This is a genomic window from Mycobacterium sp. NTMscope_MAC_269 (assembly GCF_976985695.1).
On record NZ_OZ335668.1, the window covers coordinates 4243009 to 4267263 of the forward strand.

The window sequence follows — 24255 nt, forward strand, 5'->3', positions numbered from 1 at the left end:
AACGCTTGACAGCAAATTTCAGTGGACAGTGATGGCACCATTGGTGATGTGACCACCCATCAGCTGCCTCACCAGCTGCCACCGCACCCGTCGGCTCATCACCGGCAGCAGCGTAGTTTCGCGCAGTCGTCCAAGCTTCAGGACGTCCTGTACGAGATCCGCGGCCCGGTACACCAGCAGGCCGCGCGGCTCGAGGCCGAGGGTCACCGCATCCTCAAGCTCAACATCGGCAACCCGGCGCCATTCGGCTTCGAGGCGCCCGACGTGATCATGCGCGACATGATCCAGGCCCTCCCGTACGCGCAGGGCTACTCCGACTCGCAGGGCATCCTGCCGGCGCGCCGCGCAGTGGTCACCCGCTACGAGTTGGTCGACGGATTCCCCCGCTTCGACGTCGACGACGTCTACTTGGGCAACGGGGTCTCCGAGCTGATCACGATGACGCTGCAGGCCCTGCTCGACAACGGCGACGAAGTGCTGATCCCGTCGCCCGACTATCCGCTGTGGACGGCATCGACCTCGCTTGCGGGCGGCACCCCGGTGCACTACCTGTGCGACGAGACGCAGGGCTGGCAGCCCGACATCGCCGACATGGAATCGAAGATCACCGATCGCACCAAGGCGCTGGTGGTGATCAACCCGAACAATCCGACCGGCGCGGTCTACACCAGCGAAGTCCTCACGCAGATCGTCGAATTGGCGCGCAGGCACGAGCTGCTGCTGCTCGCCGACGAGATCTACGACAAGATCCTCTACGGCGACGCCGAGCACATCAACCTGGCCTCGCTGGCGCCGGACATGCTGTGCCTGACCTTCAACGGCCTGTCCAAGGCCTACCGGGTGGCCGGGTATCGCGCCGGCTGGCTGGCGATCACCGGGCCCAAGGACCACGCCGGCAGCTTCATCGAAGGAATCAACCTGCTGGCCAACATGCGGCTGTGCCCGAATGTCCCTGCGCAGCACGCGATCCAGGTCGCCCTCGGCGGCTACCAGAGCATCGACGACCTGGTCCTGCCCGGCGGGCGGCTGCTCGAGCAGCGCGACGTCGCCTGGACCAAGCTCAACGAGATCCCGGGGGTGTCCTGCGTCAAGCCGGACGGGGCGCTCTACGCCTTCCCGCGGCTGGACCCCGAGGTCTACGACATCGACGACGACGAGCAGCTCGTCCTCGATTTGTTGCTGCAGGAGAAGATTCTGGTCACCCAGGGCACCGGCTTCAATTGGCCCGCACCGGATCACTTGCGCATCGTGACGCTGCCGTGGGCCCGCGATCTGGCGGCCGCGATCGAGCGGCTGGGCAACTTCCTCGTCGGCTATCGCCCGTAAGCACCCAGGAAACCGCCTCTACGGTAGAGCGGGTGACGCACTCCCACTCGCACGGCATGGCCCGCCCATTGGAGGGCCCGTCCGGCATTGATCCGTTGCCCGCCAGAATCGTTGTCGGACTGCTGGTCGCGATCGGCGTGGCGGTGGCCGTCGGTGCGGTCCTGCTATGGCCCACTCGGCAGCGCGTCGACATACCGATGCCGCTGCAGAGCGCGTCCGGCGGCGCCGTGAGCACGCAGGCCGGGCACGTGCTGACCAGCGGGTTGGGCGATTGCGGCAGCCCGTCGGTCAGTCAGGTCCTCACCGGGCCGCCGCAACCCGCCGCACCGGGCGCCGGGCGCTGCGTATTGACTCAGGTTGCCATCGATTCCGGACCGAACGCGGGCGCCGACACGCTGCTGGAGTCCTCGCCCGGGCCCGGCCAGCCGAAGTTCGCGGTGGGCGACCGCATTCGGGTCGTGCGGCAGGTCGACGACCAGGGTGCCACCAGCTACGCGTTCTACGATTTCGAACGGGGTTGGGCGCTGGCCGGTTTGGCGATCGCGTTCGCGGTGGTGATCGTGGCCGTGGCGCGCTGGCGCGGGCTGCTCGCGCTGGTGGGCATCCTGGTCGCGTTCGTCGTGCTGGTCATGTTCCTGCTGCCGGCCCTGCGCGACGGCGCGCCCGCGGTGCCGGTGGCGCTGGTGGCGTCGGCGGCGATCCTCTACGCGGTCATCTACCTGGCCCACGGGGTCAGCCTGCGGACCAGCGCCGCACTGTTGGGCACCCTGTCGGCACTGCTGCTCGCCGCCGGATTATCTTGGGCGGCAATACAGCTGGCGCATCTCACCGGACTTTCGGACGAACAGAACACCACGGTCAGCGCGTACCTGGGCAACGTGTCGATCGGCGGACTGCTGCTGGCCGGCTTCATCATCGGCTCGCTGGGTGTGCTCAACGACGTGACGGTGACACAGGCCTCGACGGTGTTCGAGCTCGCCCACTTCGGGGGCTCGCGGCGGGCGATCTTCACCGGCGCCCTCCGGGTGGGGCGCGATCACATCGCCAGCACGGTCTACACGCTGGTGCTGGCCTACGCAGGCAGTTCGCTGCCGCTGCTGTTGCTGTTCAGCGTCGCCAACCGCTCGTTGACGGACGTGCTGACCGGCGAGAGTGTGGCCATCGAGATCGCCCGCTCGGCCGTCGGTGGGATGGCGTTGGCGCTGTCGGTGCCGTTGACGACGGGGATCGCCGCGGTGCTGGCCCGGCCTAGCGGCGGTCGCAAGCGCGGCGTCCCCGGGCGCAGCGGGCCGCCGCCACCGGCCTAGTGAAATCGGCTCCGCTCCAACAGATTCAGCAAATAGGAGCCATACCCGGACTTGAGGAGGCTGTGCGCGCGCTCGGCCAACTGCTCGTCGGTGATCCAGCCCTGCTGCCACGCCACCTCTTCGGGCACACTGACCTTGAGGCCTTGCCGTCGTTCCAGCGTGCGGACGAAGTCGCTGGCGTCCAGCAGCGAATCGAATGTGCCGGTGTCCAGCCAGGCCGTTCCGCGGGCCATCACCTCGACCGCGAGCCGGCCCCGGTTGAGATAGATCTGGTTGACCTCGGTGATCTCGTACTCGCCGCGCGCCGATTTCTTGAGACCCTTGGCGATTTCGATCACGTCGTTGTCGTAGAAGTACAAACCCGGGACCGCGTAATTCGATTTCGGCGTCTGGGGCTTCTCTTCCAGCGACAGCGCCAGGCCATCGTCGCTGAATTCGACCACGCCGTAGGCCGACGGGTTGGCCACCCAGTACGCGAAAACCGCTCCCCCACTGATGGTTTGGAAGCGCCTCAGGCTGGTTCCCAGCCCGGGGCCGTAGAAGATGTTGTCTCCCAACACCAAAGCCACCGACTCGTTGCCGATGTGGCCGGACCCCAGGACGAACGCCTGGGCCAGGCCGTCGGGCCGCTCCTGCGTCACGTAGGTGATGTTGACGCCGAATTGCGAGCCGTCGCCCAGAAGTCGCTGGAAACCGGGCGCGTCGTGCGGGGTGGTGATCACCAGGATGTCGCGGATTCCGGCCATCATCAGGGTGGACAGCGGGTAGTAGACCATCGGTTTGTCGTAGACCGGCAGCAACTGCTTGCTGATGCCCGTGGTGATCGGGTGCAGGCGAGTGCCCGACCCGCCGGCCAAGATGATTCCGCGCATGGATAGCTCCTCGTGCCTGTGGTCCTAGTCTGGCCCTAGTCGATGGCGTCGGATTCGGTGAGATCGGTGGCCGCCAGCGCCGACGCCAGGCTGTCGTGCCGGAACACGGAGGTGACGTGGTCGCGGACCACCCGGAACGTCAGCGCGGCGCCGGTGGCGGCCCCCGCTTCGCCGGAGCTGTTGGGTTTTAGTTCGACGGCCACGACGCCGTCGTGCACATACATCCGGCCGAGCTCGGTGGACGGCCGGTGCGAGGCCCCCCACGTGCGCAGCGCTTCGTGGCCCTGTGCGGCCCCGTGCGCGTCGCCGATCTCGATGTCGTCGCTGGATAGGGACGCCAAGGTCTCGATGTCCTCGGCATTCAGCGCGTCGTGCCATGCCAGAACGGTCGCGATCTCCGATGTGGTCATGGTGTGCAAATTACCGTGCGGCTCCCCGGCTAGAGAGGCGTACGGTCCAACCAGCGCTCCCACACGGCCTCGTCACCGAATAGTTGGACACCCGTGTCGGCGTGCGGGCGGCGGCGCAGGATCGCCAGCAGCAGCTCGGTGGCGCCGCCGCGCAGCGCAACGCTGCCCTTGCCGTGCTCGTGCGACCACGTCACCCGGCCCTTTTCGACGGCGGCGGTCCACTCCCCGGCTTCGCCGAGGCCGGGATCGGTGGCGTGCAGGTGCAACGTGGTCCCCTCCTCGAGCGGCAGCGGCGCCCCCTCGCCGCCCGCCTGGATCGCGATCCGCTCCAGCCATTCGGTGATTCCGTCGGCCGCGATGTCGGGTTCGAGGGTGAATTCGCCGCCCAGCGCTATCGCCGCGTCTGCCCGGTGCACGGCCACCTCGTGCAGCCGTCGCCGGATCCACCAGTTCGCCGGGCGCGGCCCGAGAAACGTCCACACCGGTGTCTCGACCCCGGTCAGCTCCACGGCGTCGATCAGCCGCTGAGCGCCGCCTCGGAGCCAGGAGATCGCGTCGGCGGGGTCGGGCGGCGGCTTGCCGCCCTCCACCGAGCGGGGGTCGAGGTAGGTGTCGAGCCGGTCGCGCACGATCTGGGCCGCCCAGCGGTCGCCGCGCCCGACGTGACGAAACAGTTGCCGCAGCGTCCAGTCCGGGCAGGTGGGCACCGGTGTGGACTCGTCGACACCGTCGAACAACTCCGCGAAAGCCCGGTTCTCGTCGAGGAATGCGCCGGCATAGTCCACGCCGGTCAGGCTACTCGCGTGGGTTGCTCCCGCCCGCCTTGCGGTGACGATCGCGCCCACTGCAGACTTGTCGTCGATGATCAGACGATGGGCCGCGTGCCGTGCTCATGCCCGCTGACAGCGCGGGCCTTCCGGGCGCGCGCGCAGCGATCCGCGCCTTTTGGGAGCGCGAGGGTTCGGAATACGACCAGCGGCCCGCGCACGGTATCTCTTCGGAGCCGGAACGCCGACTGTGGACGGCGGCTCTGAGCTCGCTCCCCCCTCGTTCGCGGGTGCTCGATATCGCCACGGGCACAGGCTTTGTTGCGTTGTTGCTGGGCGAGCTCGGCCACCGGGTGACCGGAGTGGACGCCTCGGAAGCGATGTTGGCGCGGGCGCGCGCCAAGGCCGCCGCGTCCGCGGCGGATGTGACGTTCGTGGAGGGGGTGACCGAGAAGCTGCCGTTCGCCGATGCCAGCTTCGACGCGGTGACGGCGCGGCACTTCATCTGGACCTTGCTCGAGCCGGACAAGGCCTTCGCGGAATGGCGCCGGGTATTGGCCCCGGGCGCAATGCTGGTCGCCGACGTCTCGCTGAACCCGCACGTGGCAGGCCACCACTACGCCGACGATGTCGTGGCCACCTTGCCCTTCCGTGAACTCTCCGACCCTGTGCCCGTCGCCGACGCGCTGCGCTCGGTCGGGTTCGAGGAGGTCCAGATCGACCTATCCGAAGACGGCGGCGAATACCCCCGAGCCATGCTGCGCGCCACGGTCATCCACTAGCGGATCAGATCTCTTGAGCCGCAGCGTATTTGGCTGATTGTGCTGGACCCTACGTTAGGGTCGGGGCGCGCCGAGGCGATAGACCCGCCAGCCAGCCCGCTGCCAGCGGGCCACGTCTAGGCAGTTGCGGCCGTCGACGATGACGCGGGCCCGCACCCCATCGGCCAGGTCGTCGGGATCGAGCTCGACGAATTGTCGCCACTCGGTGAGCACCAGCACCGCATCCGCGCGCTCGCAGGCCTCTTCGACCGAGACCGCGTAGTTCAGGGTCGGGAACAGGCGCTGCGCGTTGTCCAGCGCCTTGGGGTCATAGACGTTGACCGCGGCGCCGTTGAGCTGCAGTTGCCCCGCCACGTTGAGCGCGGGTGAGTCACGCACGTCGTCGGATTCGGGTTTGAACGCCGCACCGAGCACCGCGACGTTGGCACCCAACAGCGAGCCGCCGCACGCCGCGCTGGCCAGTTCGACCATGCGGGTGCGGCGCCGCATGTTGATGCTGTCCACCTCGCGCAGGAAGGTCAGCGCCTGGTCGGCTCCCAATTCGCCTGCGCGCGCCATGAACGCCCGGATGTCCTTGGGCAGGCATCCACCGCCGAAACCCAAACCGGCGTTGAGGAATTGGCGCCCGATCCGGGGATCGTATCCGAGCGCGTCGGCCAGCAGGCTGACGTCGGCGCCAGCGGCCTCGCACACCTCGGAAATGGCGTTGATGAACGAAATCTTGGTTGCCAGAAAGGCATTGGCGGAGACCTTGACCAGTTCCGCCGTTTGCAGATCCGTCACCAGGAACGGCACTCCCGCGTCCAGCAGCGGTCCGTACAGCTCACGAACGGCGGACTCGGCGCGCGCCGAATCCTGATGGATCCCAAGCACAATCCGGTCCGGACGCAGGGTATCCTGCACGGCATAGCCTTCACGCAGGAACTCCGGGTTCCACGCGATTTCGACGTCCACACCGCGCGGCGCCAGCGCGGCTGCGCGTTGGTTCAACTCGGCCGCGGTGCCCACCGGGACCGTCGATTTGCCCACCAGCACCGCCGAACTCGTCAACCGGGGCACCAGCTCGTCGATCACCGCATAGACGTGGCGCAGGTCGGCGCCGTATTCGCCCTTTTTCTGCGGTGTGCCCACGCCCAGGAAGTGCAGGTCGGCGAACTCGGCGGCCGCGTCGTAGTCGGTGGTGAAGCGCAGGCGGCCCGCAGCCAGGTTCTCGCTCAACAACTTTCGCAAGCCTGGCTCGTAAAACGGAATGTCACCCCCGGCGAGCTTGGCCACTTTGCCCGGGTCGATGTCGATCCCGAGGACGTCGTGTCCCAGCGCCGCCATCCCCACCGCATGGGTGGCACCGAGGTATCCCGTGCCGAACACGGTGCATCGCATACCACTGGTGTAAGCGACCTCGATGAGCTAACTGCATCCCCGGGTTAAGCGGGAGGCAAACGACAGATGACGGGTGGCCGCCGACGCCGCGGGCGTGCTACAGCCCGGGGATGCCCGGGATGCCGATGTGGGGACCGCCGAAGCCGCCGTGACCATGACCGCCACCGCGACCGCCACCGAAACCGCCGCGCGGTCCGCCGGGGAAGCCACCGTCGTCGTCCCCATGACCTCCACCGTGACCGGGACCCCACCCGCCACCAGGCGGGCCAAGGCCCGGGATCGGCAGCGGGATCGGCACCGGAACGGGCGCCATTGGAGGCGGCGCGGGTGGCGGGGCCGCCGGAACCGGGATCGGCGCCGGGGCCACCGGGGCAGGTGCCGGGGCGGCCGGGGCCGGCGCGGGCGCCTCTGGTGCGGGGGCCGGGGCCTCCGGGGCGGGCGCGGGAGCCGCGGGCGCCTGGGCAGGAGCCGGGGCCGCGGGCGCCGGAGCGGGCCGGGTGGGCGCGACCACGACGTTCTCATTCGGGCTGGGCCGCACGTTCGCCGTCGGCCGGATGGCGATGGCCAGGGAGACGACCAGCGCCACCACGCCGACGACGAAAATTGCCGCCACGGCGCTTCCCACCAGCTTGAAGTTGCGCCCGCGATAGTCCGCGCCGACGAGCTCGGTGGCCGCGGTCTGCGAGCCGGTGAAGAAGTCGTCGGGGTCGTCGGGCACGGCGCTGTACGCCAGGGCGTCCACCCCGGCGTCACCGGGCGCATCGAAGTAGCCGGGCGCGACGGCGAGCGGGTTGATCGCACCGGTGCCGGGGTCCTGCGCGTAGGCCAGCGCGGCGGTGGACGACGCGAACAGCGGCGCATGGGCCGAGGCCAGGGCCGCGCCGCGGGCCAGTGCCGTGTCCGGCTCCTCGGCCGCCGTCAACGGCAGGGTGGTCGCCGCCTCCAGCGCGGGCTTGATCAGCGGGACGTCGATGCCGGAGCCGACGACGAACACGGCGTCGGGGCGGTTTTCCATGTTCTCCGCGCCGGAGACCATGCGGGTCAGCTCGGCCACGGCCGCCTCGTCGTCTTCGGGGAGGACTTGGCGGCGGACGTCGGCGATGGAGCCGTCAGCGCTGTCGACGATCGCCAGCGTGGCCGTGTCGGGCTCGATGTAGAGCAGCGCGGTCTGCGCGTAGTTGGTCCGGTGGCCGACCGCCTGGGCCAGCGCGGCCGCGGCCAGGAAGGCCGAGACCAGCATCACATTTTCGACCTTGTGGGCGGCGAGCTTGTCGCGCAGCGCGGCGGCCTCGACGGGGTCGGTGAACGTGACCCCGGTCGACGCCAGTTGGTAGCCACCTTCCGCTGCGCCCTGACGGGTCCCCAAGATGGCGGAGACTACCTGGTCCGAGGCGGTGACAGTTGCTGCGTCAGCAGCCGTCGACACGTCGAAATTGTCTTCGTCGACGGTGGCACCGTCGCCGTTTTCCCCCTCGACCAGCACCATCCGGACTGCGGTCGGCGCCATCGACACACCAAGTACGGTGTCCAAAGCTCCTCCAATAGTCGGTTGCTAGTCATTCGCGGTGAGGGCGTCGCCGTCGCACGAAATGATGGCGTGCGACATCGCTGAGTCCCCACCGTTATTCCCCTAGTGCCCCAATTTTACGCGTGATCTGAGGTCGGGGGGTGAGCCGGGACCTGTCCGCGGTCGGTCTACGGGACTGGAAAATCGGGCCCCAAATGGCGATGCAGCCAGTCGTCCCAGTGTTGGTGGTCGCCGGAGGGCGGCGAGGGCGCGGGCGCTTCGGGTGACGGAGGCGCCTCGGGCGTCGCCGGCGCTGAGGCCGACGGCGGGGGCGGACCCGGCGGAGCGTTGTTCGGTGGCGGCGGGGCCTGCGGGGCCACAACGTTCGTGGTGGCGTCGGGCGCTTGGTCCGCGTCCGGGCCGCTGCCGAAGACCAGCGCCAGCGTCAACGCCACGAAGCCGGTGACGAAAATGGCCATCACGGCGACGACCGTGGCCGCCGGCCTTCGGCTGTGCCGGCCGCGCGTATCGCGCGCCTCATCGTGGGCGAACCCTGCCGCCGCGGTCGAGGAGATCCGCGCGGAGGGCATCGTGGTCGTCCGCGGTGCGCCCAACCGCGCGTTCGCCGCGGCCAGCGAGGCGCCCCGGGCCAGGGCCATCTCGGGTTCCTCGGGTGTGGTCACCGAGAGCGACGTCGCGGCCTCCAGAGTCGGCTTGATCGACGGGATGTCCACGTCCGAGCCGACCAGGAACACTCCGTCCGGCCGCGCGCGCATCGTTTCGGCGCCCGAGACCATCGCGGTGAGCTTCGCCAGCGCCACGTCGTCGCGGCCGGGCAGCGGGTGCCGATGCACGTCGGTGACCGTCCCGTCGGCGGTGTCGACGACCGCCAGGGTCGCGCTGGTGGGTTCGACGAGCAGCAACGCGGTGCGGGCCCAATTGGTCGCGCTTCCCATCGCCTGTGCCAGTGCCGCCGCGGCCATCACCGCCGAGACCAGCATCACGTTCTCAATCCTGCGGGCCGCCAAGACATCTCGCAGGGCGGCCGCCTTGACCGGGTCGGTCCAGCTCACCCCGCTCGATTTGAGCTGGTATCCGCCTTGGGCGGCACTATCCCTGGTGCCGAGGATGGCCGCCACGACGTGATCCGCGGCGGCGGCGGGCGTGGGGTCGCCTATGACGTCGAAGCCGTCCTGATCGACGGTCACCCCGCCGGCGGCCGCGCCTTCGACGAGGACCATGCGGACTGTCTCAGGTGCCAGCGACACACCGAGTACGACCTCCACCGCTCCTCCAAATCGCCCGACGCTTGGTTGCTGTGCTGCGCCAGAACAGCTGCGCCGGCGCCACATGGGGTTCGCGACGCCACCCTAGCGTGCTGCGTCGTCGGTGGGCGTGACCGCTTCCTGCGGCGAGGTTCGCCGAGCCGAGACTATTTGTGGCCGCCGCCACCGCCGCCGTGACCGCCGCCAAAGCCGCCGCCACCCCCGTGACCACCGCCGAAGCCGCCGAGGCCGCCGCCTCCGTGACCGCCTCCGTGGCCACCGCCGAAGCCGCCCAAGCCGCCACCGCTGTGACCGCCGCCAAAGCCGCCGCCGCCGCTAGGTGCCGGAGCGTGGCCACCGCCCAAGCCGCCGCCGCTATGCCCGCCGCCGAATCCGCCCAGGCCGCCGCCGGGAGCGGGAGCGTGCCCGCCACCAAATCCACCGGTGCCGCCCCCACCGGGCTTCGGTGCGTGGCCGCCGCCACCCGAACCGGGCGTGGGGACGTGGCCGCCACCCGAACCCGGCGTGGGCACATGCCCACCACCCGAGCCCGGCGTCGGGACGTGGCCGCCACCCGAACCCGGCGTGGGCACATGCCCACCACCCGAGCCCGGCGTCGGGACGTGGCCGCCACCCGAACCCGGCGTGGGCACATGCCCACCACCGGATCCGCCCGAACCAGGCGTCGGCACGTGCCCACCACCCGAGCCACCAGAACCAGGCGTCGGCACGTGCCCACCACCCGTGCCACCCGAACCCGGCGTCGGGACGTGGCCGCCACCGGAGTTACCCGAGCCACCCGAACCCGGCGTCGGAACGTGCCCGCCACCGGAGTTACCTGGAGCGCTCGGCTTGGGCGGAATGCCTTCACCGGCAGGCTTTTGGTGCGGCGGCGACTGCGGAACCGTGCCGCCCGCCTTCGGGGGCGTCGGCGGCTGGGGAAGGTGCACCGGCGGTTGGGGCAGCGCCGGTTGAGGGACCGACACACGCGGCGGGGCGACGAACTCCGGAGGCCTGACCACCGGGTTGGGAATCGGTATGCGGATCGGCACCGGGACCGGCACCGGGGGAACGACAACGGGAAGCGGGATCACCGGCGGGGCCGCGGCAACGGGAGGGGCCGCCGGCGGTGGAACCTCGGGCAGCGGCGCGGCGGCGGGCGGGTTCAACGGCTTGGGCGCCGCCACCGGGGCCGGCGGGCTGATCTTTTTCGGCTCGGGCGCCGACGCCTGCACCGGCGGGGCCGGGGCCTGCTCGGTCGGAACGATCAGATGCTGGTTCGGGGTGGGCTGCAACGCGACGGTGCCCGTCGTTCGGATGCCGATCGCCAGGGCGATCTCGAGCGCCAACACCGCGCTGATGCCGGCCACGGCCAGCCCGCTACCGATCAGCAGCGCCGGCCGCCGCTGCGGCTGACTCTCTTCAGGAAGGAAGAGCTTTTCGATGACGACGGTCGGCGAATCGGCGTCCTCGTCGCCCACCGCGCTGTAGGCGAGCTCGTCGTCGCCGGACTCCGGGGCGAAAGGAACATAGAGGTATTCGGGCAGGGAGTATTGGTCGACCGCGCCGGTGCCGGGGTCTTGCGCATAGGCCAGCGCGGCGGTCGAGGAGGCAAACAGCGGGGCGTTCGCCGACGCCAGCGCGGCCCCGCGGGCCAGCGCCGTCTCGGGTTCCTCAGCCACACTCACGTCGAGCAACGTCGTCGACTGCAATACCTGCTTCAGCGGGGCGACATCGACGCCCGAACCGACCACGAACAGCCCACCCGGTGGTGACTCGAGCTTCTCCAGCCCGGTGACCATCGCGCTGAGTTGCTCGGCCGCGGCGCCGTAGGACTCCGCGCGGATCTGCTGCTTATAGACATCCGGGATAGAACCGTCGGAGGACTCCACCACGGCCAGCGTCGCGGTGTCGGGCTCCACCAGGAGGACGGCGGTGCGTTCGTAACCCATTGCACCGCCGACGTTTTGCGCCAGCGCCGCCGCGGCGAGAAACGCCGAGACCAACATCACATTGTCGAGCCGGTGAGCGGTCAGCGCGTCGCGAAGGGCGGCGGCCTCGAATTGATCGGTCCACGTCACCCCGATGGACGACAGCTCGAGGCCGGCATCGGCGGCGCCCTCGCGGGTACCCAGGATCGCCGAGATCACTCGGTCGGGCGCGCTCGTGGTGGCTGCGTCATCGGCGGCGGTGACGTCGATCGCGTCCTCTTCTACCGTGGCGCCATCGGCGTATTCGCCTTGCAGGACAACCATTTGGATCGACGACGGCGCCATCGACACCCCGAGCACGATATCCAAAACAAACCCCTCCAAAAGGCATTGCGGTGAACCACGGCCAGGCGGAGGTAAAAACCATGGCTAACTAAGTATCGCGCAGAACGTGGGCGAGTGGGCCCCGCAGAACCTATGTAGACGATATGAAGTTCTGGTAGGAGCGCGACGGCGTGGGCCCTCGCTGGCCCTGGTACTTCGACCCCACTCGCGAACTGCCGTAAGGATGTTCGGCCGGGCTGGTCAACCGCAGGATGCACAGCTGACCGATCTTCATGCCCGGCCACAGCGTGATCGGCAGGTTCGCGACGTTGGACAGCTCGAGGGTGATGTGACCGCTGAAGCCGGGATCGATGAAGCCGGCGGTCGAGTGCGTCAGCAGGCCGAGGCGTCCCAGTGACGACTTGCCCTCCAGCCGGCCCGCGAGGTCCTCGGGCAAGGTGATGAGCTCCAGCGTCGAACCGAGCACGAACTCGCCGGGATGCAGCACGAACGGCTCCCCCTCGACGGGTTCGACCAAGGTGGTCAGCTCGTCCTGTTGCTTCGCCGGGTCGATGTGGGTGTAGCGGGTGTTGTTGAACACCCGGAACATGCAGTCAAGGCGAACGTCGATGCTCGACGGCTGCACCAGGGCGTCGTCGAAGGGATCGATGCCCAACCGCCCGGCGCTGATTTCGGCCCTGAGGTCGCGATCGGAGAGCAGCACGCGACGAGCCTATCCGCTGCTGAATGGGTTCAGCGGAGATAGACCTCGTCGCCGGTCGGATATCCGCCACCGAGGGTGGTGACGTGGACGTGGTCGTAGTGGCCGAGCCGGCTGGCCTGCGACCCGCCGGGCGTGTAGTAGACGCCCCGCCAAATCGCGTCCTGGATCCCGAACCGGGTGGCGTTCTGCATCACGTAGGCGACGATCGAGTCTCCCAGCGCGATGCCCTCGGCGCTGCCGGGGTTGGGAATCATGACATCGAGCGCCAACCCCCGGGGGTGCCAGGGCAGCGAATCGGGCCGCACCCCACCGATCTCGTGGATCTGGGGGAACTCCGCGCTGATGCTGCGCTCGACCAGGATCGTCCGGACTTGTAGCCCCTGCTCGGGCGCGATGCCGACGGGCAAGAAGCGCGAGCGCGTGTGGTAGCGCGATGCCGCGGTGGGCTCGCCGTCATCGAGTCCTCGAGCGGGCCGCTTCGACGCTGCTGTCACGATTTGCACGCAACAGGGGGCGACGTCGCTGATAACGGGTTCGGGCGCCTGGCGAGCGACAAATGGATGCACGTCTCCGGAGACCGCGAAGAACACCGCCGCGGGGGCGAGCACTGCAGCCAGGGCGGCAGGCGGCCTGCGCCGCTTCCTGGCTAATTCGTGTCGACCCACCCGGAGCACATTACGTTGCGATAACGAAATAATAAATCTGAGCGTTATGAGAATAGTTAGATGGGCGTCTTAGATTCCGCGGTTGCGCTCTTAATCGAGACGTTGCCGGAGGTCAGCCCGCCCGGGCAGGCGGGGCGGCCCGCCGATGGATGCTAGCCTGCTGGGGCGACTGTGCCGATGTAGTTCAATGGCAGAACATCAGCTTCCCAAGCTGAATACGCGGGTTCGATTCCCGTCATCGGCTCCACGCCTACCAGGGCTTTCTCTCCCGGTAGCCGCTCCGCCGAAGCGGGCGGTCCCGTATCGGTCCCGTGCATAGAAAGCCGAGCGACGCGGTTATCCACAGGCCCCGCATGAGGCTAGGCCTGATGTCTCAGTTCAGAGCTACGATTTCCTCGCGCGCCTTGATCGGATCGCCCATGCACAGAGCTATCGTTCGAGCACCTCGAATGAGAACTAGGAGACGAAGGTTGGCCACTCGACGACGCAACGCCGTCAACCCGACGCTCTTCGATCCTGTAGAGCGGCTCGTCCCTCTCGGCGATTCGGATCTGGGTGTGCCTGGATACGTCCTTGATGTTCCGGAGTCGATCCCGCAGCTCGGTTATGGCTCTCATCAATTCTTCCGCTACTACGGCAAGTTTCCCTCGATCGTCGGCCGTGAGATCGTCACGCGTTTCCCACCGGGAACTGGAGCGGTCCTGGACTGCTACGCAGGCTCCGGCACAACGTTAGTAGAGGCGCAAATCGCAGGTAGCCGTTCGTACGGAGTAGACATCAATCCGTTGGCGGTGCTCGCGTGCAACGTCAAGACCAACTACTTCGATGTCGACTTAATTCGGCGTCGCGCGGCCACCGTGGCTAAAGCTGCGCGTGACACGCTAGAACCGTGGACGCCGTCAAAGACTGCCGCGGCGAAGTTGGATAAGTGGTTCACTGCGCGAGCACAAGATGAACTTGGCCGGCTTCGTGCCGCCATCGACAAGCTTCCCGACGATGAGTACACCGAGTTCGTCGTAGTCGCGTTCCTTGGCATCGTTCGGCGATGCAGCAACGCCTATGACGGGGAGGTTCGCCCGCATATCAATCCGGACAAAAAGCCTCGAACTCCCATCGATGCGTTCGAGGGCAAGGTGGCCGATATGATCCAGGGTCTGATCGAACTCGATACGATGAGACCCCCGAGCATCAAGTCGCGGACTACCAACGACGACAACAGGTCCCCTGCGGCGTACGACTTCATTGACGACGACATCGGTCTTCTTGTCGCGCACCCGCCATACTTGAACTCGTTCAACTATTTGAGCGTCTTCAGCCTAGAGTTCTACTGGGCCGAGGATCTAAACATCGTCTGGCGCGGGGTGTCAGAACGAGACATCCGCGCAGCGGAGCATAAGGCGTGGCCAGCGACCGACGGCAATCTCGTGAAAAATTACTATGACGACTTTGCCTCGACCATGAAGACCGCTGTCGACCGCATATCGCTGGGTGCCGCAGTTGCTGTCGTAGTGGGTGATGCCACCATCAAGGGGACATTGGAGCCGGTCCACCGCGAGATGGCCGATTCGTTGAGCACTCTTGGATTGGAGCCAAGCGAAGTCTGGTACCGCACAACGCATTACGGCATTGGTAAGTACGCCTATTCGCACCGCGCCGACTACCATGGCGAAGCAGTCAAGAAGGATGCGATCCTGTTCTTCCGAAAGATTACCTAGTCTAGATCCACTGCCACGATGTGGTTCTTGAGAACTTCGCGGAATGTCCGCTGCTCGCCCTCCGGCGTAATGATGGCGAAATCGTCGTGTGTCACTTCGAAATCATCCGGAGGTTGCTTCGTCATCCCGACGAAGTAGGCGCTGAAATACTCTAGGAAATCTGCATCACCGGCCAGCTCTCGCACATGCTCCGCGTATCGAATTATTGCTTCGTCGCGAACAAGCCACGTGAAGTCAACATACGTCCCTAGGACGGCCTTATCCTTTTTCGTCCAGTGCACACCGTTGCCCAGAGCGACGATACTTATAAGTTGCTTCGATTTGTCCTGCGGCTGAAGCGGTTTGATGCTTCCGTTGTGTCTGAGATCCAAGTCAATGGCAACTAGCGATGCCTGCTTCGCCTTCTCGATCGTTTGGATTCCGGAGCCAAGCTTGCTTGACCCTGAAAAGCGCTGCGCACCAACACGCTTGCTCTCGATCGAAGCGAGCAGTCGGGACCGATCTACGACGTCGACGGTCACGCCGTCGAGCCCGACGTCAACGATGCGGAGGTCGGTCACACTCTTCTGCAGATGCTTCCTAAGCTCGCCATTGGGGCTAATCAGCCTTGTTGGGCCCGCGAGTTCTGCTCGACATCCTGGCGCTGCCAGGCGCAAAGTCTCGACTTCAGGTGAGACTTTCTGTATCGTGACGCCTTCCGTGCCCGGTATGACGTCTCCCGCCGTAAGGCCCGTGTATGTCTCCAGCGGATGAAAGGAAAACTCGACCTTGTGGGCAGCACCGCTTGCCCCCAGAAGAGCTTGCTCCAAATACATTCGGCGCCGAATCTCGCCGTCTTGCTCCAGATACTTCCGGATCAAAGTTTCTTGTACTACGCCGATCTTCCGGCCTACCGTACGTCCGGATTGCAGTGTCGTTAGCTTCTCGAAGTGGTAGAAGATCTCCGAAATCCGCTCGTCCCGCTCGTCATCACCTGTCAGCAAGTCCGATACGTCCGCCATGTGGCGACACGTTACGTCAGAGACCACGTAAAATGTCAATATGCTCTTCGCGCACGACACAGCCGAAGGCATGCAGGCTGCTGTCGCGCTGGTTAATTCAGCGATCGACCCCGACACTCTCGTGGATTTGCACCAGCTCGCGCTCTTCTATGCGGAGTACGGTTATACGGGCCGCTTCGACGCAGACCAGGCCGAGTTGCAAGCTGTCCGACAATTGCGTCCCCGACTTCGGTCGTTGTTCACATCTACCCGCGACGACGCTGTAGTCACCACGAACAAGATCCTTCGTGAGGAGGGCGCACTCCCTCAGCTTGTTCGACACGGAGACGTCGACTGGCATCTGCATGCTGTAGATAGCGACCGACCTCTGGCTACACGGATCGCCGTAGAGACCGCCATGGCTATGGCCGATGTCATTCGAATGGATGAGATGAGCCGACTCAGCGTGTGCGCCGATGAGGGGTGCATTGGTCTCGTGTTTGATATGTCGCGCAATCGCTCTCGGCGCTTCTGCAGTAGGGCGTGCAGCAACCGCGCCGCAGTCAATGCGTATCGCGCGCGCCGCGCTATCTAACGCTCATCGACTATCCGTGTAGCGGAATCACATTGCTGTAGCTGGGGTCCTGCGCCGGGGCGGCGAGTGCGCCGAGTGCGGCCATGTTGCCCGTGTGGTCGTCGGTATTGATCAGATGGGCGTAGACGGTAAGCGTCGTCTTCACGTCGCGGTGCCCCATTAGCTCCGCGATGTCGATGGGCCGGATACCCGCCGCGAGGCACAAGCTCGCGTAGGTGTGGCGGAGCGAGTGGAAAGACTGTTCGGTGTCGAGCTTCGCGGTCGGCGTGAGGCGGTTAGCCCGCAGCACTGCCGGGCGGTACACGGCTTTGTAGAACGTCGCATGGCGAAGCGGCGTCGACCAGTCGAGCACCAGCCGCCCCTCGGCCTCCGCCACGGCGAGTTCGGCCAAGGCGTCCGCCTGTCGTCGCGCGCGGACCTTCGCGGTGGACTTCGGTGGTGCGTCTGCGCTGTCCGTCGTCGCTGTTCCCGATGCGGGGGCCGTCGCGGTTACGCCGGTAGGCCGAGGACGCGTCAACGTCGTACCGGGGAACAGCGGGGCTGTCGGTTCGTCCGAGCGCGGGTGCTCCGCGAGGTAGTCCCGCAGCAACTCGGTCGTCTCGGCGGTGAGCGGCACGCGGCGGTAGCTCTGCTTGGTCTTGAGCGGGCCGTACTCGATGGCCGCCCCCTTCGCCCGCGCGGCCTGCTCGACCCGCAGCAAGCCCGGCTTTGCCGGGGCGTTCGGGTTCAACGGCGGGTCCGGCAGATCGACGTTCACGATGGTGAGCCCGCCGAGTTCCGCCGCCCGCAGACCCGCCCAAGCGGCAACGTGCACCAGGACGTTGTAGGGCCAGGGCGTCGCCGCAACGAGCGCCGAAACCTGTGCGGGCGTGAGGAACTGCGCCCGGTCCACTACTACGCCCACCTGACCGCCGTTGGTGCCGGTCTCGGTGGGGAGCTTGATGTACTCGGCGGGGCTCTTCGCCAGCCGGCCATCCACCACCGCCTGCTCCAGCACCATGCGGACGGTCCAGAACGCGTGCCGGACGGTCGAGGGCTTCTTGCCCGCCTCGGTGAGCCGGTTGAGCCACGCCTGGATGTACTCGCGGGTGATCTTGTTCAGCGGGTAGCCGCCGAACACCGCATCAATGCCGAGCATCTTGCCGTCGCCGCGACGGGTTGCGGCCGGGGCGAGCGCGTAGCGGTGGTTCTCGGCGTTGTTGCGGGTGTCGGCTCTGCGCGACTCCAGCCAGATCGCCGCCGCGTCCCGGAACAGCATCTTGCCCTTGCCGGGGTCGAACTCCATGCCCGTCAGCGTTTCGGCGTCGGCCTTGGCCGCGAACGCCTTGGCGTCCTTGCGGGTACGGAACCCGCCCTTGCTCCGCTCGGTACCGTCTGCGGCGTACCACCGTACGACGTACGTTGTTGTGCCGCTGGCGCGTACGCGCTTCTGAATCCCGGCCATTGGTCCTCGCTCCTTGCTAACTACTGATGGAAAATTCGTGCACGCTACGCGGGGAGGGCAGCCCCTCCCAACACACCCCTACCCCTTCTCGGGCACGCCCCCACTCATGAGGCGGCGTCAAATTCCACTGTCGCCGTGGCACTCTGGTAGATGCGGCGAACGGTGGACGGCTGCCAGGTTGGCCGGCCAGCGGGCGACAGGACGGCCTCGGCTTCCAAGGCGCGGGCGATGCGGCCGAAGCTCAGGCCCGCGTTGCGGTCGAGCACGATGCGCCGCACGACGCCAGCGGTCGCGAGCCGTGGCCGACCGATGCGCTCGCCGCGTGCCTTCTTAGCGGCGAGCCCCGCCTTGGTGCGCTCGCTGATGAGCTCGCGCTCGTACTCGGCGAAGTTGACGACCGTCCGCGCCATCATGCGACCCGCAGCCGTCGACAGGTCCAGGTTGATATCAAGCACGACCAGCGACCAACCTTGCGCCTGCGCTGCATCAATAATGTTGGCGGCATGGACGATTGACCGCGCGAGCCGGTCCAGCTTCGCCACAATCAACCCGTCGCCCTGGCCCGAGGCGAGCAGCTGCAGCGCCTCCTGCAGGTTGGCGTTGATGTACTTACCGCTTGCGCCTTCGTCTGCGAGGTGTTCCACCGTCCAGCCCCGCCGGGCAGCCTCTGCGTCGATGGCCGACCGTTGCGCTTCGAGGCCGTTGCGACTGTCCGCTTGCTCGTCGGTGCTCACGCGCGAGTATCCGAAATACAGCTTCGATTCCATGTCGTCCCCCTAGGGTTGGGGCGTAACCGTTCGGTTCCGCCTTACGCCTCGATTCTACGCCAGCAGCAAACTCTTGAAATGCTCTGGTCTGGCCTTTTAGCTCATGTAGCCATGATCCCGCTGTACGGTCTCGGCAGCCTCTTCCAAGGTCATCAGCCCGCTATCGCGCGGCATATCGTCGCCGTCGTCGTTCCCCTCGCCGGGTTCGCGCATATCGCCTGCGGGCCGCTCGGCGGGGCGGGCGGGGCCGGTCTCGTCGGCGGGCTCGACTACCTCGACATCGAGCGGGTCGGCCAGGGCGGGGGCGTCGATGATGGGACGGCCTTGTAGTGCTCTGTGCTCGGCGCGGGATATGCTGGCAACACCGCTGATGTCGCCGAGTAGCTGCTCATACGGCTTAAGCTCCACGGAGACTTCAGTTTTGGCACCGAGACCCGCGCGGTCGAGTGCGTCGCGAATGGCGTTGAGCTTCACCGCTTCTGACTCCGCACCGGTCGCCATGCCGAGCAGTTCGCGCGCCATCCGGTCGGCCGCAAGCTCCAAGCGCTCCTTGGCCTTACGCTGGACCTGCGGGGCCGCGCCACCGTGCGTTCGACAGACCGTCATGCCGCGGTTGGCAGGCTTGAGGCAGCGCTCACCGTTCTTTCGTATTGCTACGCAACGGTTTTGATCGTTGCGATCGAGCCACCAATCGTCCGAGTACACGTCTTCGCTAGGCACGTCTTGGCCTCCAATCTTGTTGTTTTACATGTTCTTTCAGAGTCGTTGCTGCGCAACGGTTTTGCCGATCCGATGGTTTTCGAGGCAGTTCCGGGGGTGTGAGGCTGCCTAATCGGCGATTTTCCATCCTCCATAGGTCGCCACCTCCTGCGGTCAGTCGTTGGTCTCCACGCACTGCCCCAGGGCGGGCGGCGCGACGACCGTCGAGCAGCTCTCATCGGTTCCGACTCATCGGTTCCCCCTAGGCGGGGAACCGGTAGCGGAACCGGTTCCCGCCCGCCCGCCTCGGTAGTCTCACCGGTTCCGGCGTCCGGAACTGGTGAGAAACCGCTCGCTAGCAGGGCTTTCATCCGACTGCCCTACTCATCGGTTCCGACCGGTTCCGGTCCCCTAGAACCGGTCTCCTCATCGGTTCCGAGGCCCGGAACCGATGAGCCGCGCGCTCGCGTCCCGAGTCCGACCAAATCGCGCTCTCGCTTCCTCCCTCCCTCCGTCCGATGCAGCCTCTCAATGACGAGTAACCCGTTGACCTTCAGGCCGTTCAGCGTGTCGAACGCCTTCTGGCGATTGCCCTTGACCTCGCCGACGACCTGGCTTTCGGTCATCTCAAAGTTGTTGTCTTTCACAATCTGCAGAATCTGCTCCACCGTTTTGTCCGTTTGGCCGGCAGCCGTTGTCACGTTGATCGGTCGCGCCTCCCACTCGACGCCCGTCCACACAATCGCGTCCGGGTCGCTGGCGTCCCGATTGAGCGTCCAGTCGACTTCAAGATGCTTCCCACCGCCCCGGCGGCTGCCGGTCTCGACCTCAAGAAGAAATTTGCCGTTCTCCAGATCAGGTGACGCGCTGCGGTGCTTCTGAAGAATCCATGAGTCCGCCCACTGCGCCATACCCGCCTGGGCGATGTTGTCGAGGTCGAGACTCTTCCCAGCGGTCTTGTTGAAGTGATCCCCGACTATCAGCGCCGCCTCGCCGCCGATCAGCGTCCGTAGGTTTGCGAGCATCGGTCCCCGCGCGTAGATATTGCTGACTTCCACGTCGTTCGGGTGGTAGGCGTAGAGCGGATCGAGAATCACCAACTTGGGCTGCAACTCGTCAAGGTGTCGCTTCACCGCCTCGGTGAACTCGCGGTCGGTGAGCATGCCGACGCCGAACTCAGCCCCAAGCGGTACTTCCAACAGCAGGTCTGGAGTTATCCCGTAGCGCGCCGCGATGACCTGGTGGCGATTCGCGAACGTGTCCTGCCCGCCCTCGCCGCACAGATAGAGGACACTCCCCGGTGACCCGACTGGGCACTCATCGAACAGCGCCGAACCGGTCGCGACCGCAAGCGCTATAGCTTGAAGGTTCCACGTCTTCAACGATTTCTTGTCACCGCCGAGTACCCCGGCCGATCGTTCGGGCCAGATGCCGCGCACAAGCCACCGCATCGGCTTGATCGGTTGGCCCAGTTCCCTCGCCGACACCAGTCGGAAGCGACCAGTTGGTGCGGGGTCGGTCGCAATGATCTGGACGCCCGCAAACCAGTCCTCAATGCCGGCCACGGCGCGCCTCTTGGCCTCCTCATCGGCAAGCCGTCTCGCATACCGTTCCTCAAGCTCGGGCAAGCTCTCCGCTTTTGCCGCGTGCACGGCAGCGCTGACCGACCGTGCAAAGTCAGCCGGGTCGAATGTGTCGCCGCGCTCGGCGTAACTGTGCCGCGCCGCCTTCTCGATCTGCTTCGTGGCCTCGGCCCAGGAGCACCAGCCGACCAACGCATCACGGGCAGCCTCTTGCAGGGCTTTGAACGCGGCGTTGCGGGTAGTTCCGTCCGCGTTCCGCACCGAGGGCACGATGTACTCCGCGAGGTGCCACGGCTGCTCGCTACGGGTGTACTCGGCAGCGAACCTCTCCACCTGCTCGTCCGTCGCCTCACCGCCAGCCGCCTTGGCCGGCGCTCGCCGCAATCCGTCAAGCCACGTGTCGGGGAGTTTCGGCCAATCCTCCAGCGGCGGCACGGAACCACCCACCAATTCCTGGCCGGTGGTCTCGTCGTAGATGCGGTATCGCTGGCCCGTGTGGTGGTGACTTGGTGGTACCGCCGCGAGCCGGTGGTGCCGCTGGATCAGTTCAACGTTGCCGTCGCGACCGTCATCGGCCTTGAGGAGGGTCGTGCCGTGCCAGTCGTCGGGTACGCGGTAGAGCCGAATGCCGCTGCCTTGCGGATACGGTCGGGCGGTGATCCGGTAAGTCGGCGGCAGCGCCCCAAGACGGGCTTGGTGCTCAGCGATGGTCTCAACGCCGCACTTCCCGTCATACGCATCGACGTCGAGTCCGATCCCGCCAACCGGCATCCGCATGCCGAGGTTAAGCACGCCGCGTTCGCCACGTTCAATCCGACCGGCGACGTTCGCCGCCCAGCGCATCACTTGATCGCGATGTGGGTCTCGGCCGTTGTATCCGGTTACGCCTGAGTGCCAGGGCGCTTTGCCCGCCGGTTTGTCCGGCTTGCTCGCGTTGGCCTTCCCTATGGCAACTGGGTGCAAGCCGTTGCCTATCAATGTATCTGCAGCCGTATCGAACTCGTCGGCGGCCAGGCCACGTACGTCTGGCGGTTCAGTGGCTCGACTATCGTTGCGGCGTAGCCGCTTTCGCGGCTCGTTCTCGTTCGGTAGACTCATCGTCGCGTCCTACGGGTCGCGGGTCGTTCATGTTCCTCGGCATGCACGTCCCTTTCCTCGGGTGGTTGCTCTGTTGCCCGGTTGGCCTAGTCGGTTGACCGGGCAACAGGCGTTCCGGCCCTCACTCACCCACCGCCGCACGGCTTTCTGGCGCACGGTAGACGCCAGTCTGCTTACGCGACTTGACCCATTCGAGGCCGTCGCGCTTGCTGTAGAAGTTTCCGCCACCGAGGCGGGTTGGCTGAATCTCGCGGCGAAGCACCGCGTACTTGATCGCGCGCCGCGTTACCGGCAGGCCCTCGTCAAAATGCAGGTACTCGTACAGTTCCTGTTCGTTCAGAGTGGGCTTCTCGTCATCGTCCATCTCTCAGTTCCTTCGGCGTCGTGTTCTCCGAAGAAACCAAAAGGTGCCCTCGAAGAAGCAAACTCGTTCTGCACGTAGTTCGAACAGATTGGGTTTGTCTCTCCGAGGGCACCCTGCGTCAGCTTGCTGCACCCTCGATCAGTGGCTTCAGGTCCCCGGCTCTGATCAGGCCGATGCCTCCACGAAAGACCGATATTCGGTTATCCCGGCTCGTCGCCGGTCGTACTTCGATAGTAGCGGAACCGCCGCGCTCGCGCCGAAGTTACGACGAGCGAAATAATATGTGGTCCAACAGCTTACGTTGCAACGCGCTGCACAAACGCCTTCACAATGTCCAGTGCGTAGGCGTCATCTGGCGCGGCGACTTCGCACAAGACACTAGCGAACTGCTTCGGATTGCCGAGTTCATAGGCGGCTGCCAGGACATCGACAAGTCCCTCGGCTTTCATCGGACCGACGCTATTCCAGAACGCTGCCAGCTTCACGCCATGGGCCGCCAGCCTCACAGCGTGGTCGGTAATCGACTCTTCTTGTTCATCCACCATCTCGGCTTCTTGATCGCTCACGGTCTCTCCTCATATAGGCGATTGAAAGTTGCAGACCCTCGGAGAGCAGAAAAGCGCAAACACCGATGGCCGCCCCTTTCGGTCAGGAGACCAAGGACCTTGTCCGGGGCTAACCTTCGACGCTTGCGCTCGGTGATGAAGACTTGAGCTGATCTTGAACCGAACGGCTGTCGGCCACCGCTGGTGACGACGATGGTAGCCAAGGAACCCCACCGCGTCCAGCGCCGTAGGCCGATGCCGCGCCGTACCCATCCGATCCCCCGCCCGACACCCCGCATCACGTCCTCGTCGCGATGAGCGGCCCGCGCGCCGCCGTCTACGGCGTCGGCGGGACCGGCGAGCCGGGGTCGATACGCGCGCTCGGTGGAAGGTGTACCTGCGCACCGATGACGTTCGATCGAAACCGCACCTCGGCGGTCTCCCGTGCCCAAGCGTCGCAGGCGCGACAGATACCGAACACGACAATGAACGGCCCGTGCTCATGCGGCAGATAGACGGCACGCCCGCTGCACCCCTCGGGCGCCAGCTGCACATCGCAGCCGCGCTCCCCCACCGCGTGAGGCATCGGCACCCGAGTCGTGATCATGTACGAGAAGCGCTCCATGGCGTCGTCGTACACGTAGAGGTTCGGGATGCACGGGTAGTAGAGGAACGTATCGGTATTAGCCGCAGCCTCGATGCGGTCGCCGAACCGTTCTCTCATGTCCCGCATGGTCCGCTGGGCGAGCATCCACATGTCCGGGCTCCACGACGGGTCGAACAGCCATGCCGTGTCATCGGCCTCGCGCGTTACCAGCGCTCGCGTGCTCTCAACTACCTGTATCGCGCTCACAATCGGGTGATCGGGCTGCGGCGGTTGATCCATACCGTACTTCGCCCGCAGATCAGAATCGTTGATGCTCATGCTGTTCTATTGCCTTTCTGGTTGTAACGCGCCGCCCCGGCTGTTCGGGTAGGCCGCGTGACGATGAAGCGCCACAGTTCCTCGGTCGAGTACATGCGCCGTCCCGCGACGATCCGGCAGGCCAACTCTCGCCGGTCGGTTACCGTCTTGATCCATCGCTCGGTCACCGGGACGCCGATAGCCGCGTACCAAGCGACGGCATCAGCCACTGTCTTGTCCGGGACCGGGGACACGTCCAAGTGCGCTGGCGGGTCTGGTACACGTACAGGGATTTCAATTC

At 66.2% G+C, this 24255-nt stretch carries 23 protein-coding genes and 1 tRNA gene; 6 read left to right on the forward strand and 18 right to left on the reverse strand.

Features of this window, described 5'->3' with window-relative positions; all coding sequences use genetic code 11:
- Positions 1-21 precede the first annotated feature (21 nt).
- Together ACZ50Z_RS20105 and ACZ50Z_RS20110 are read left to right on the forward strand one after the other, a co-directional pair.
- Positions 22-1326, forward strand: coding sequence for a pyridoxal phosphate-dependent aminotransferase (locus ACZ50Z_RS20105; protein WP_464485111.1), 1305 nt, complete (start codon positions 22-24; stop codon positions 1324-1326).
- Positions 1327-1358: 32 nt separating this feature from the next.
- Positions 1359-2633 (forward strand): YibE/F family protein, encoded by a 1275-nt coding sequence (locus ACZ50Z_RS20110; protein ID WP_464485112.1) that lies wholly within the window; start codon positions 1359-1361, stop codon positions 2631-2633.
- On the opposite strand, the gene rfbA is transcribed toward ACZ50Z_RS20110, so the two are convergent.
- Genes rfbA through ACZ50Z_RS20125 form a run of 3 tightly spaced genes read right to left on the reverse strand, consistent with a single transcriptional unit; the run spans position 2630 to position 4700 of the window.
- Positions 2630-3505: a glucose-1-phosphate thymidylyltransferase RfbA gene (gene rfbA / locus ACZ50Z_RS20115; protein ID WP_464485113.1), complete on the reverse strand. Its 876-nt coding sequence runs from the start codon at positions 3503-3505 to the stop codon at positions 2630-2632. The two genes, ACZ50Z_RS20110 and rfbA, sit on opposite strands and share 4 nt — an antisense overlap.
- Positions 3506-3540: 35 nt before the next feature.
- On the reverse strand, positions 3541-3915 hold the full coding sequence (locus ACZ50Z_RS20120) for a nuclear transport factor 2 family protein (RefSeq protein WP_464485114.1): 375 nt from the start codon (positions 3913-3915) through the stop codon (positions 3541-3543).
- A gap of 29 nt (positions 3916-3944) precedes the next feature.
- Positions 3945-4700: a maleylpyruvate isomerase family mycothiol-dependent enzyme gene (locus tag ACZ50Z_RS20125; RefSeq protein ID WP_464485115.1), complete on the reverse strand. Its 756-nt coding sequence runs from the start codon at positions 4698-4700 to the stop codon at positions 3945-3947.
- A gap of 107 nt (positions 4701-4807) precedes the next feature.
- Between ACZ50Z_RS20125 and ACZ50Z_RS20130 the strand changes: the two genes are divergently transcribed.
- Positions 4808-5464, forward strand: coding sequence for a class I SAM-dependent methyltransferase (locus tag ACZ50Z_RS20130; protein WP_464485116.1), 657 nt, complete (start codon positions 4808-4810; stop codon positions 5462-5464).
- A gap of 54 nt (positions 5465-5518) precedes the next feature.
- Here the strand turns inward: ACZ50Z_RS20130 and ACZ50Z_RS20135 are convergent, their stop codons facing one another.
- The 6 genes from ACZ50Z_RS20135 to ACZ50Z_RS20160 all read right to left on the reverse strand — a co-directional run bounded on the left by ACZ50Z_RS20135 (position 5519) and on the right by ACZ50Z_RS20160 (position 13260).
- Positions 5519-6844, reverse strand: a complete 1326-nt coding sequence (locus ACZ50Z_RS20135) for a UDP-glucose dehydrogenase family protein (RefSeq protein WP_464485117.1) — start codon at positions 6842-6844, stop codon at positions 5519-5521.
- A gap of 97 nt (positions 6845-6941) precedes the next feature.
- Entirely contained in the window at positions 6942-8375 is a 1434-nt protein-coding gene (locus ACZ50Z_RS20140) for a DUF7159 family protein (protein WP_464485118.1), read from the reverse strand.
- A 164-nt stretch (positions 8376-8539) separates the two neighbouring features.
- On the reverse strand, positions 8540-9637 hold the full coding sequence (locus tag ACZ50Z_RS20145) for a DUF7159 family protein (RefSeq protein ID WP_464485119.1): 1098 nt from the start codon (positions 9635-9637) through the stop codon (positions 8540-8542).
- A gap of 146 nt (positions 9638-9783) precedes the next feature.
- Positions 9784-11916: a DUF7159 family protein gene (locus ACZ50Z_RS20150; RefSeq protein WP_464485120.1), complete on the reverse strand. Its 2133-nt coding sequence runs from the start codon at positions 11914-11916 to the stop codon at positions 9784-9786.
- A gap of 106 nt (positions 11917-12022) precedes the next feature.
- Positions 12023-12595 carry a dCTP deaminase gene (gene dcd, locus ACZ50Z_RS20155; RefSeq protein WP_464485121.1) on the reverse strand — a complete coding sequence of 191 codons (573 nt, stop codon included), beginning with the start codon at positions 12593-12595 and terminating at the stop codon, positions 12023-12025.
- 29 nt (positions 12596-12624) lie between these two features.
- Entirely contained in the window at positions 12625-13260 is a 636-nt protein-coding gene (locus ACZ50Z_RS20160; RefSeq protein WP_464485122.1) for a hypothetical protein, read from the reverse strand.
- Positions 13261-13433: 173 nt separating this feature from the next.
- Here ACZ50Z_RS20160 and ACZ50Z_RS20165 point away from each other — a divergent pair.
- Positions 13434-13507, forward strand: a tRNA-Gly gene (locus ACZ50Z_RS20165).
- A gap of 223 nt (positions 13508-13730) precedes the next feature.
- Positions 13731-14975 (forward strand): TRM11 family methyltransferase, encoded by a 1245-nt coding sequence (locus tag ACZ50Z_RS20170; protein WP_464485123.1) that lies wholly within the window; start codon positions 13731-13733, stop codon positions 14973-14975.
- Here the strand turns inward: ACZ50Z_RS20170 and ACZ50Z_RS20175 are convergent.
- On the reverse strand, positions 14972-15976 hold the full coding sequence (locus ACZ50Z_RS20175; RefSeq protein WP_464485124.1) for a hypothetical protein: 1005 nt from the start codon (positions 15974-15976) through the stop codon (positions 14972-14974). The two genes, ACZ50Z_RS20170 and ACZ50Z_RS20175, sit on opposite strands and share 4 nt — an antisense overlap.
- A gap of 40 nt (positions 15977-16016) precedes the next feature.
- Here ACZ50Z_RS20175 and ACZ50Z_RS20180 point away from each other — a divergent pair, with 40 nt between their 5' ends.
- Positions 16017-16550 (forward strand): CGNR zinc finger domain-containing protein, encoded by a 534-nt coding sequence (locus ACZ50Z_RS20180; protein ID WP_464485125.1) that lies wholly within the window; start codon positions 16017-16019, stop codon positions 16548-16550.
- Positions 16551-16560: 10 nt separating this feature from the next.
- Here the strand turns inward: ACZ50Z_RS20180 and ACZ50Z_RS20185 are convergent, their stop codons facing one another.
- The 8 genes from ACZ50Z_RS20185 to ACZ50Z_RS20220 all read right to left on the reverse strand — a co-directional run bounded on the left by ACZ50Z_RS20185 (position 16561) and on the right by ACZ50Z_RS20220 (position 24142).
- A complete protein-coding gene (locus tag ACZ50Z_RS20185; RefSeq protein WP_464485126.1) occupies positions 16561-17994 on the reverse strand; it encodes a tyrosine-type recombinase/integrase in 1434 nt (477 codons plus the stop codon).
- 104 nt (positions 17995-18098) lie between these two features.
- The gene (locus ACZ50Z_RS20190; RefSeq protein ID WP_464485127.1) at positions 18099-18761 is read right to left on the reverse strand and encodes a recombinase family protein; all 663 of its coding nucleotides are present in this window, start codon (positions 18759-18761) and stop codon (positions 18099-18101) included.
- 96 nt (positions 18762-18857) lie between these two features.
- On the reverse strand, positions 18858-19481 hold the full coding sequence (locus tag ACZ50Z_RS20195) for a hypothetical protein (RefSeq protein ID WP_464485128.1): 624 nt from the start codon (positions 19479-19481) through the stop codon (positions 18858-18860).
- Between the two features lie 359 nt (positions 19482-19840).
- Positions 19841-22141 carry an AAA family ATPase gene (locus ACZ50Z_RS20200; protein WP_464485129.1) on the reverse strand — a complete coding sequence of 767 codons (2301 nt, stop codon included), beginning with the start codon at positions 22139-22141 and terminating at the stop codon, positions 19841-19843.
- 121 nt (positions 22142-22262) lie between these two features.
- The gene (locus ACZ50Z_RS20205) at positions 22263-22505 is read right to left on the reverse strand and encodes a hypothetical protein (protein ID WP_464485130.1); all 243 of its coding nucleotides are present in this window, start codon (positions 22503-22505) and stop codon (positions 22263-22265) included.
- 296 nt (positions 22506-22801) lie between these two features.
- A complete protein-coding gene (locus ACZ50Z_RS20210) occupies positions 22802-23071 on the reverse strand; it encodes a hypothetical protein (RefSeq protein WP_464485131.1) in 270 nt (89 codons plus the stop codon).
- Positions 23072-23387: 316 nt separating this feature from the next.
- Entirely contained in the window at positions 23388-23975 is a 588-nt protein-coding gene (locus tag ACZ50Z_RS20215; RefSeq protein WP_464485132.1) for a hypothetical protein, read from the reverse strand.
- The gene (locus ACZ50Z_RS20220) at positions 23972-24142 is read right to left on the reverse strand and encodes a hypothetical protein (RefSeq protein ID WP_464485133.1); all 171 of its coding nucleotides are present in this window, start codon (positions 24140-24142) and stop codon (positions 23972-23974) included. The genes ACZ50Z_RS20215 and ACZ50Z_RS20220 overlap by 4 nt, the downstream gene beginning before the upstream one ends.
- Positions 24143-24255: the final 113 nt, after the last annotated feature.

Excerpts from the sequence above, each read along its gene's own strand:
- ACZ50Z_RS20175 (WP_464485124.1), bottom strand. The coding sequence starts at position 15,976 with ATGGCGGACGTATCGGACTTGCTGACAGGTGATGACGAGCGGGACGAG.
- ACZ50Z_RS20130 (WP_464485116.1), top strand. The coding sequence starts at position 4,808 with ATGCCCGCTGACAGCGCGGGCCTTCCGGGCGCGCGCGCAGCGATCCGC.
- ACZ50Z_RS20205 (WP_464485130.1), bottom strand. The coding sequence starts at position 22,505 with ATGGACGATGACGAGAAGCCCACTCTGAACGAACAGGAACTGTACGAG.
- ACZ50Z_RS20200 (WP_464485129.1), bottom strand. The coding sequence starts at position 22,141 with ATGAGTCTACCGAACGAGAACGAGCCGCGAAAGCGGCTACGCCGCAAC.
- ACZ50Z_RS20190 (WP_464485127.1), bottom strand. The coding sequence starts at position 18,761 with ATGGAATCGAAGCTGTATTTCGGATACTCGCGCGTGAGCACCGACGAG.
- ACZ50Z_RS20215 (WP_464485132.1), bottom strand. The coding sequence starts at position 23,975 with ATGAGCATCAACGATTCTGATCTGCGGGCGAAGTACGGTATGGATCAA.
- ACZ50Z_RS20180 (WP_464485125.1), top strand. The coding sequence starts at position 16,017 with ATGCTCTTCGCGCACGACACAGCCGAAGGCATGCAGGCTGCTGTCGCG.
- ACZ50Z_RS20135 (WP_464485117.1), bottom strand. The coding sequence starts at position 6,844 with ATGCGATGCACCGTGTTCGGCACGGGATACCTCGGTGCCACCCATGCG.
- ACZ50Z_RS20185 (WP_464485126.1), bottom strand. The coding sequence starts at position 17,994 with ATGGCCGGGATTCAGAAGCGCGTACGCGCCAGCGGCACAACAACGTAC.
- rfbA (WP_464485113.1), bottom strand. The coding sequence starts at position 3,505 with ATGCGCGGAATCATCTTGGCCGGCGGGTCGGGCACTCGCCTGCACCCG.
- ACZ50Z_RS20120 (WP_464485114.1), bottom strand. The coding sequence starts at position 3,915 with ATGACCACATCGGAGATCGCGACCGTTCTGGCATGGCACGACGCGCTG.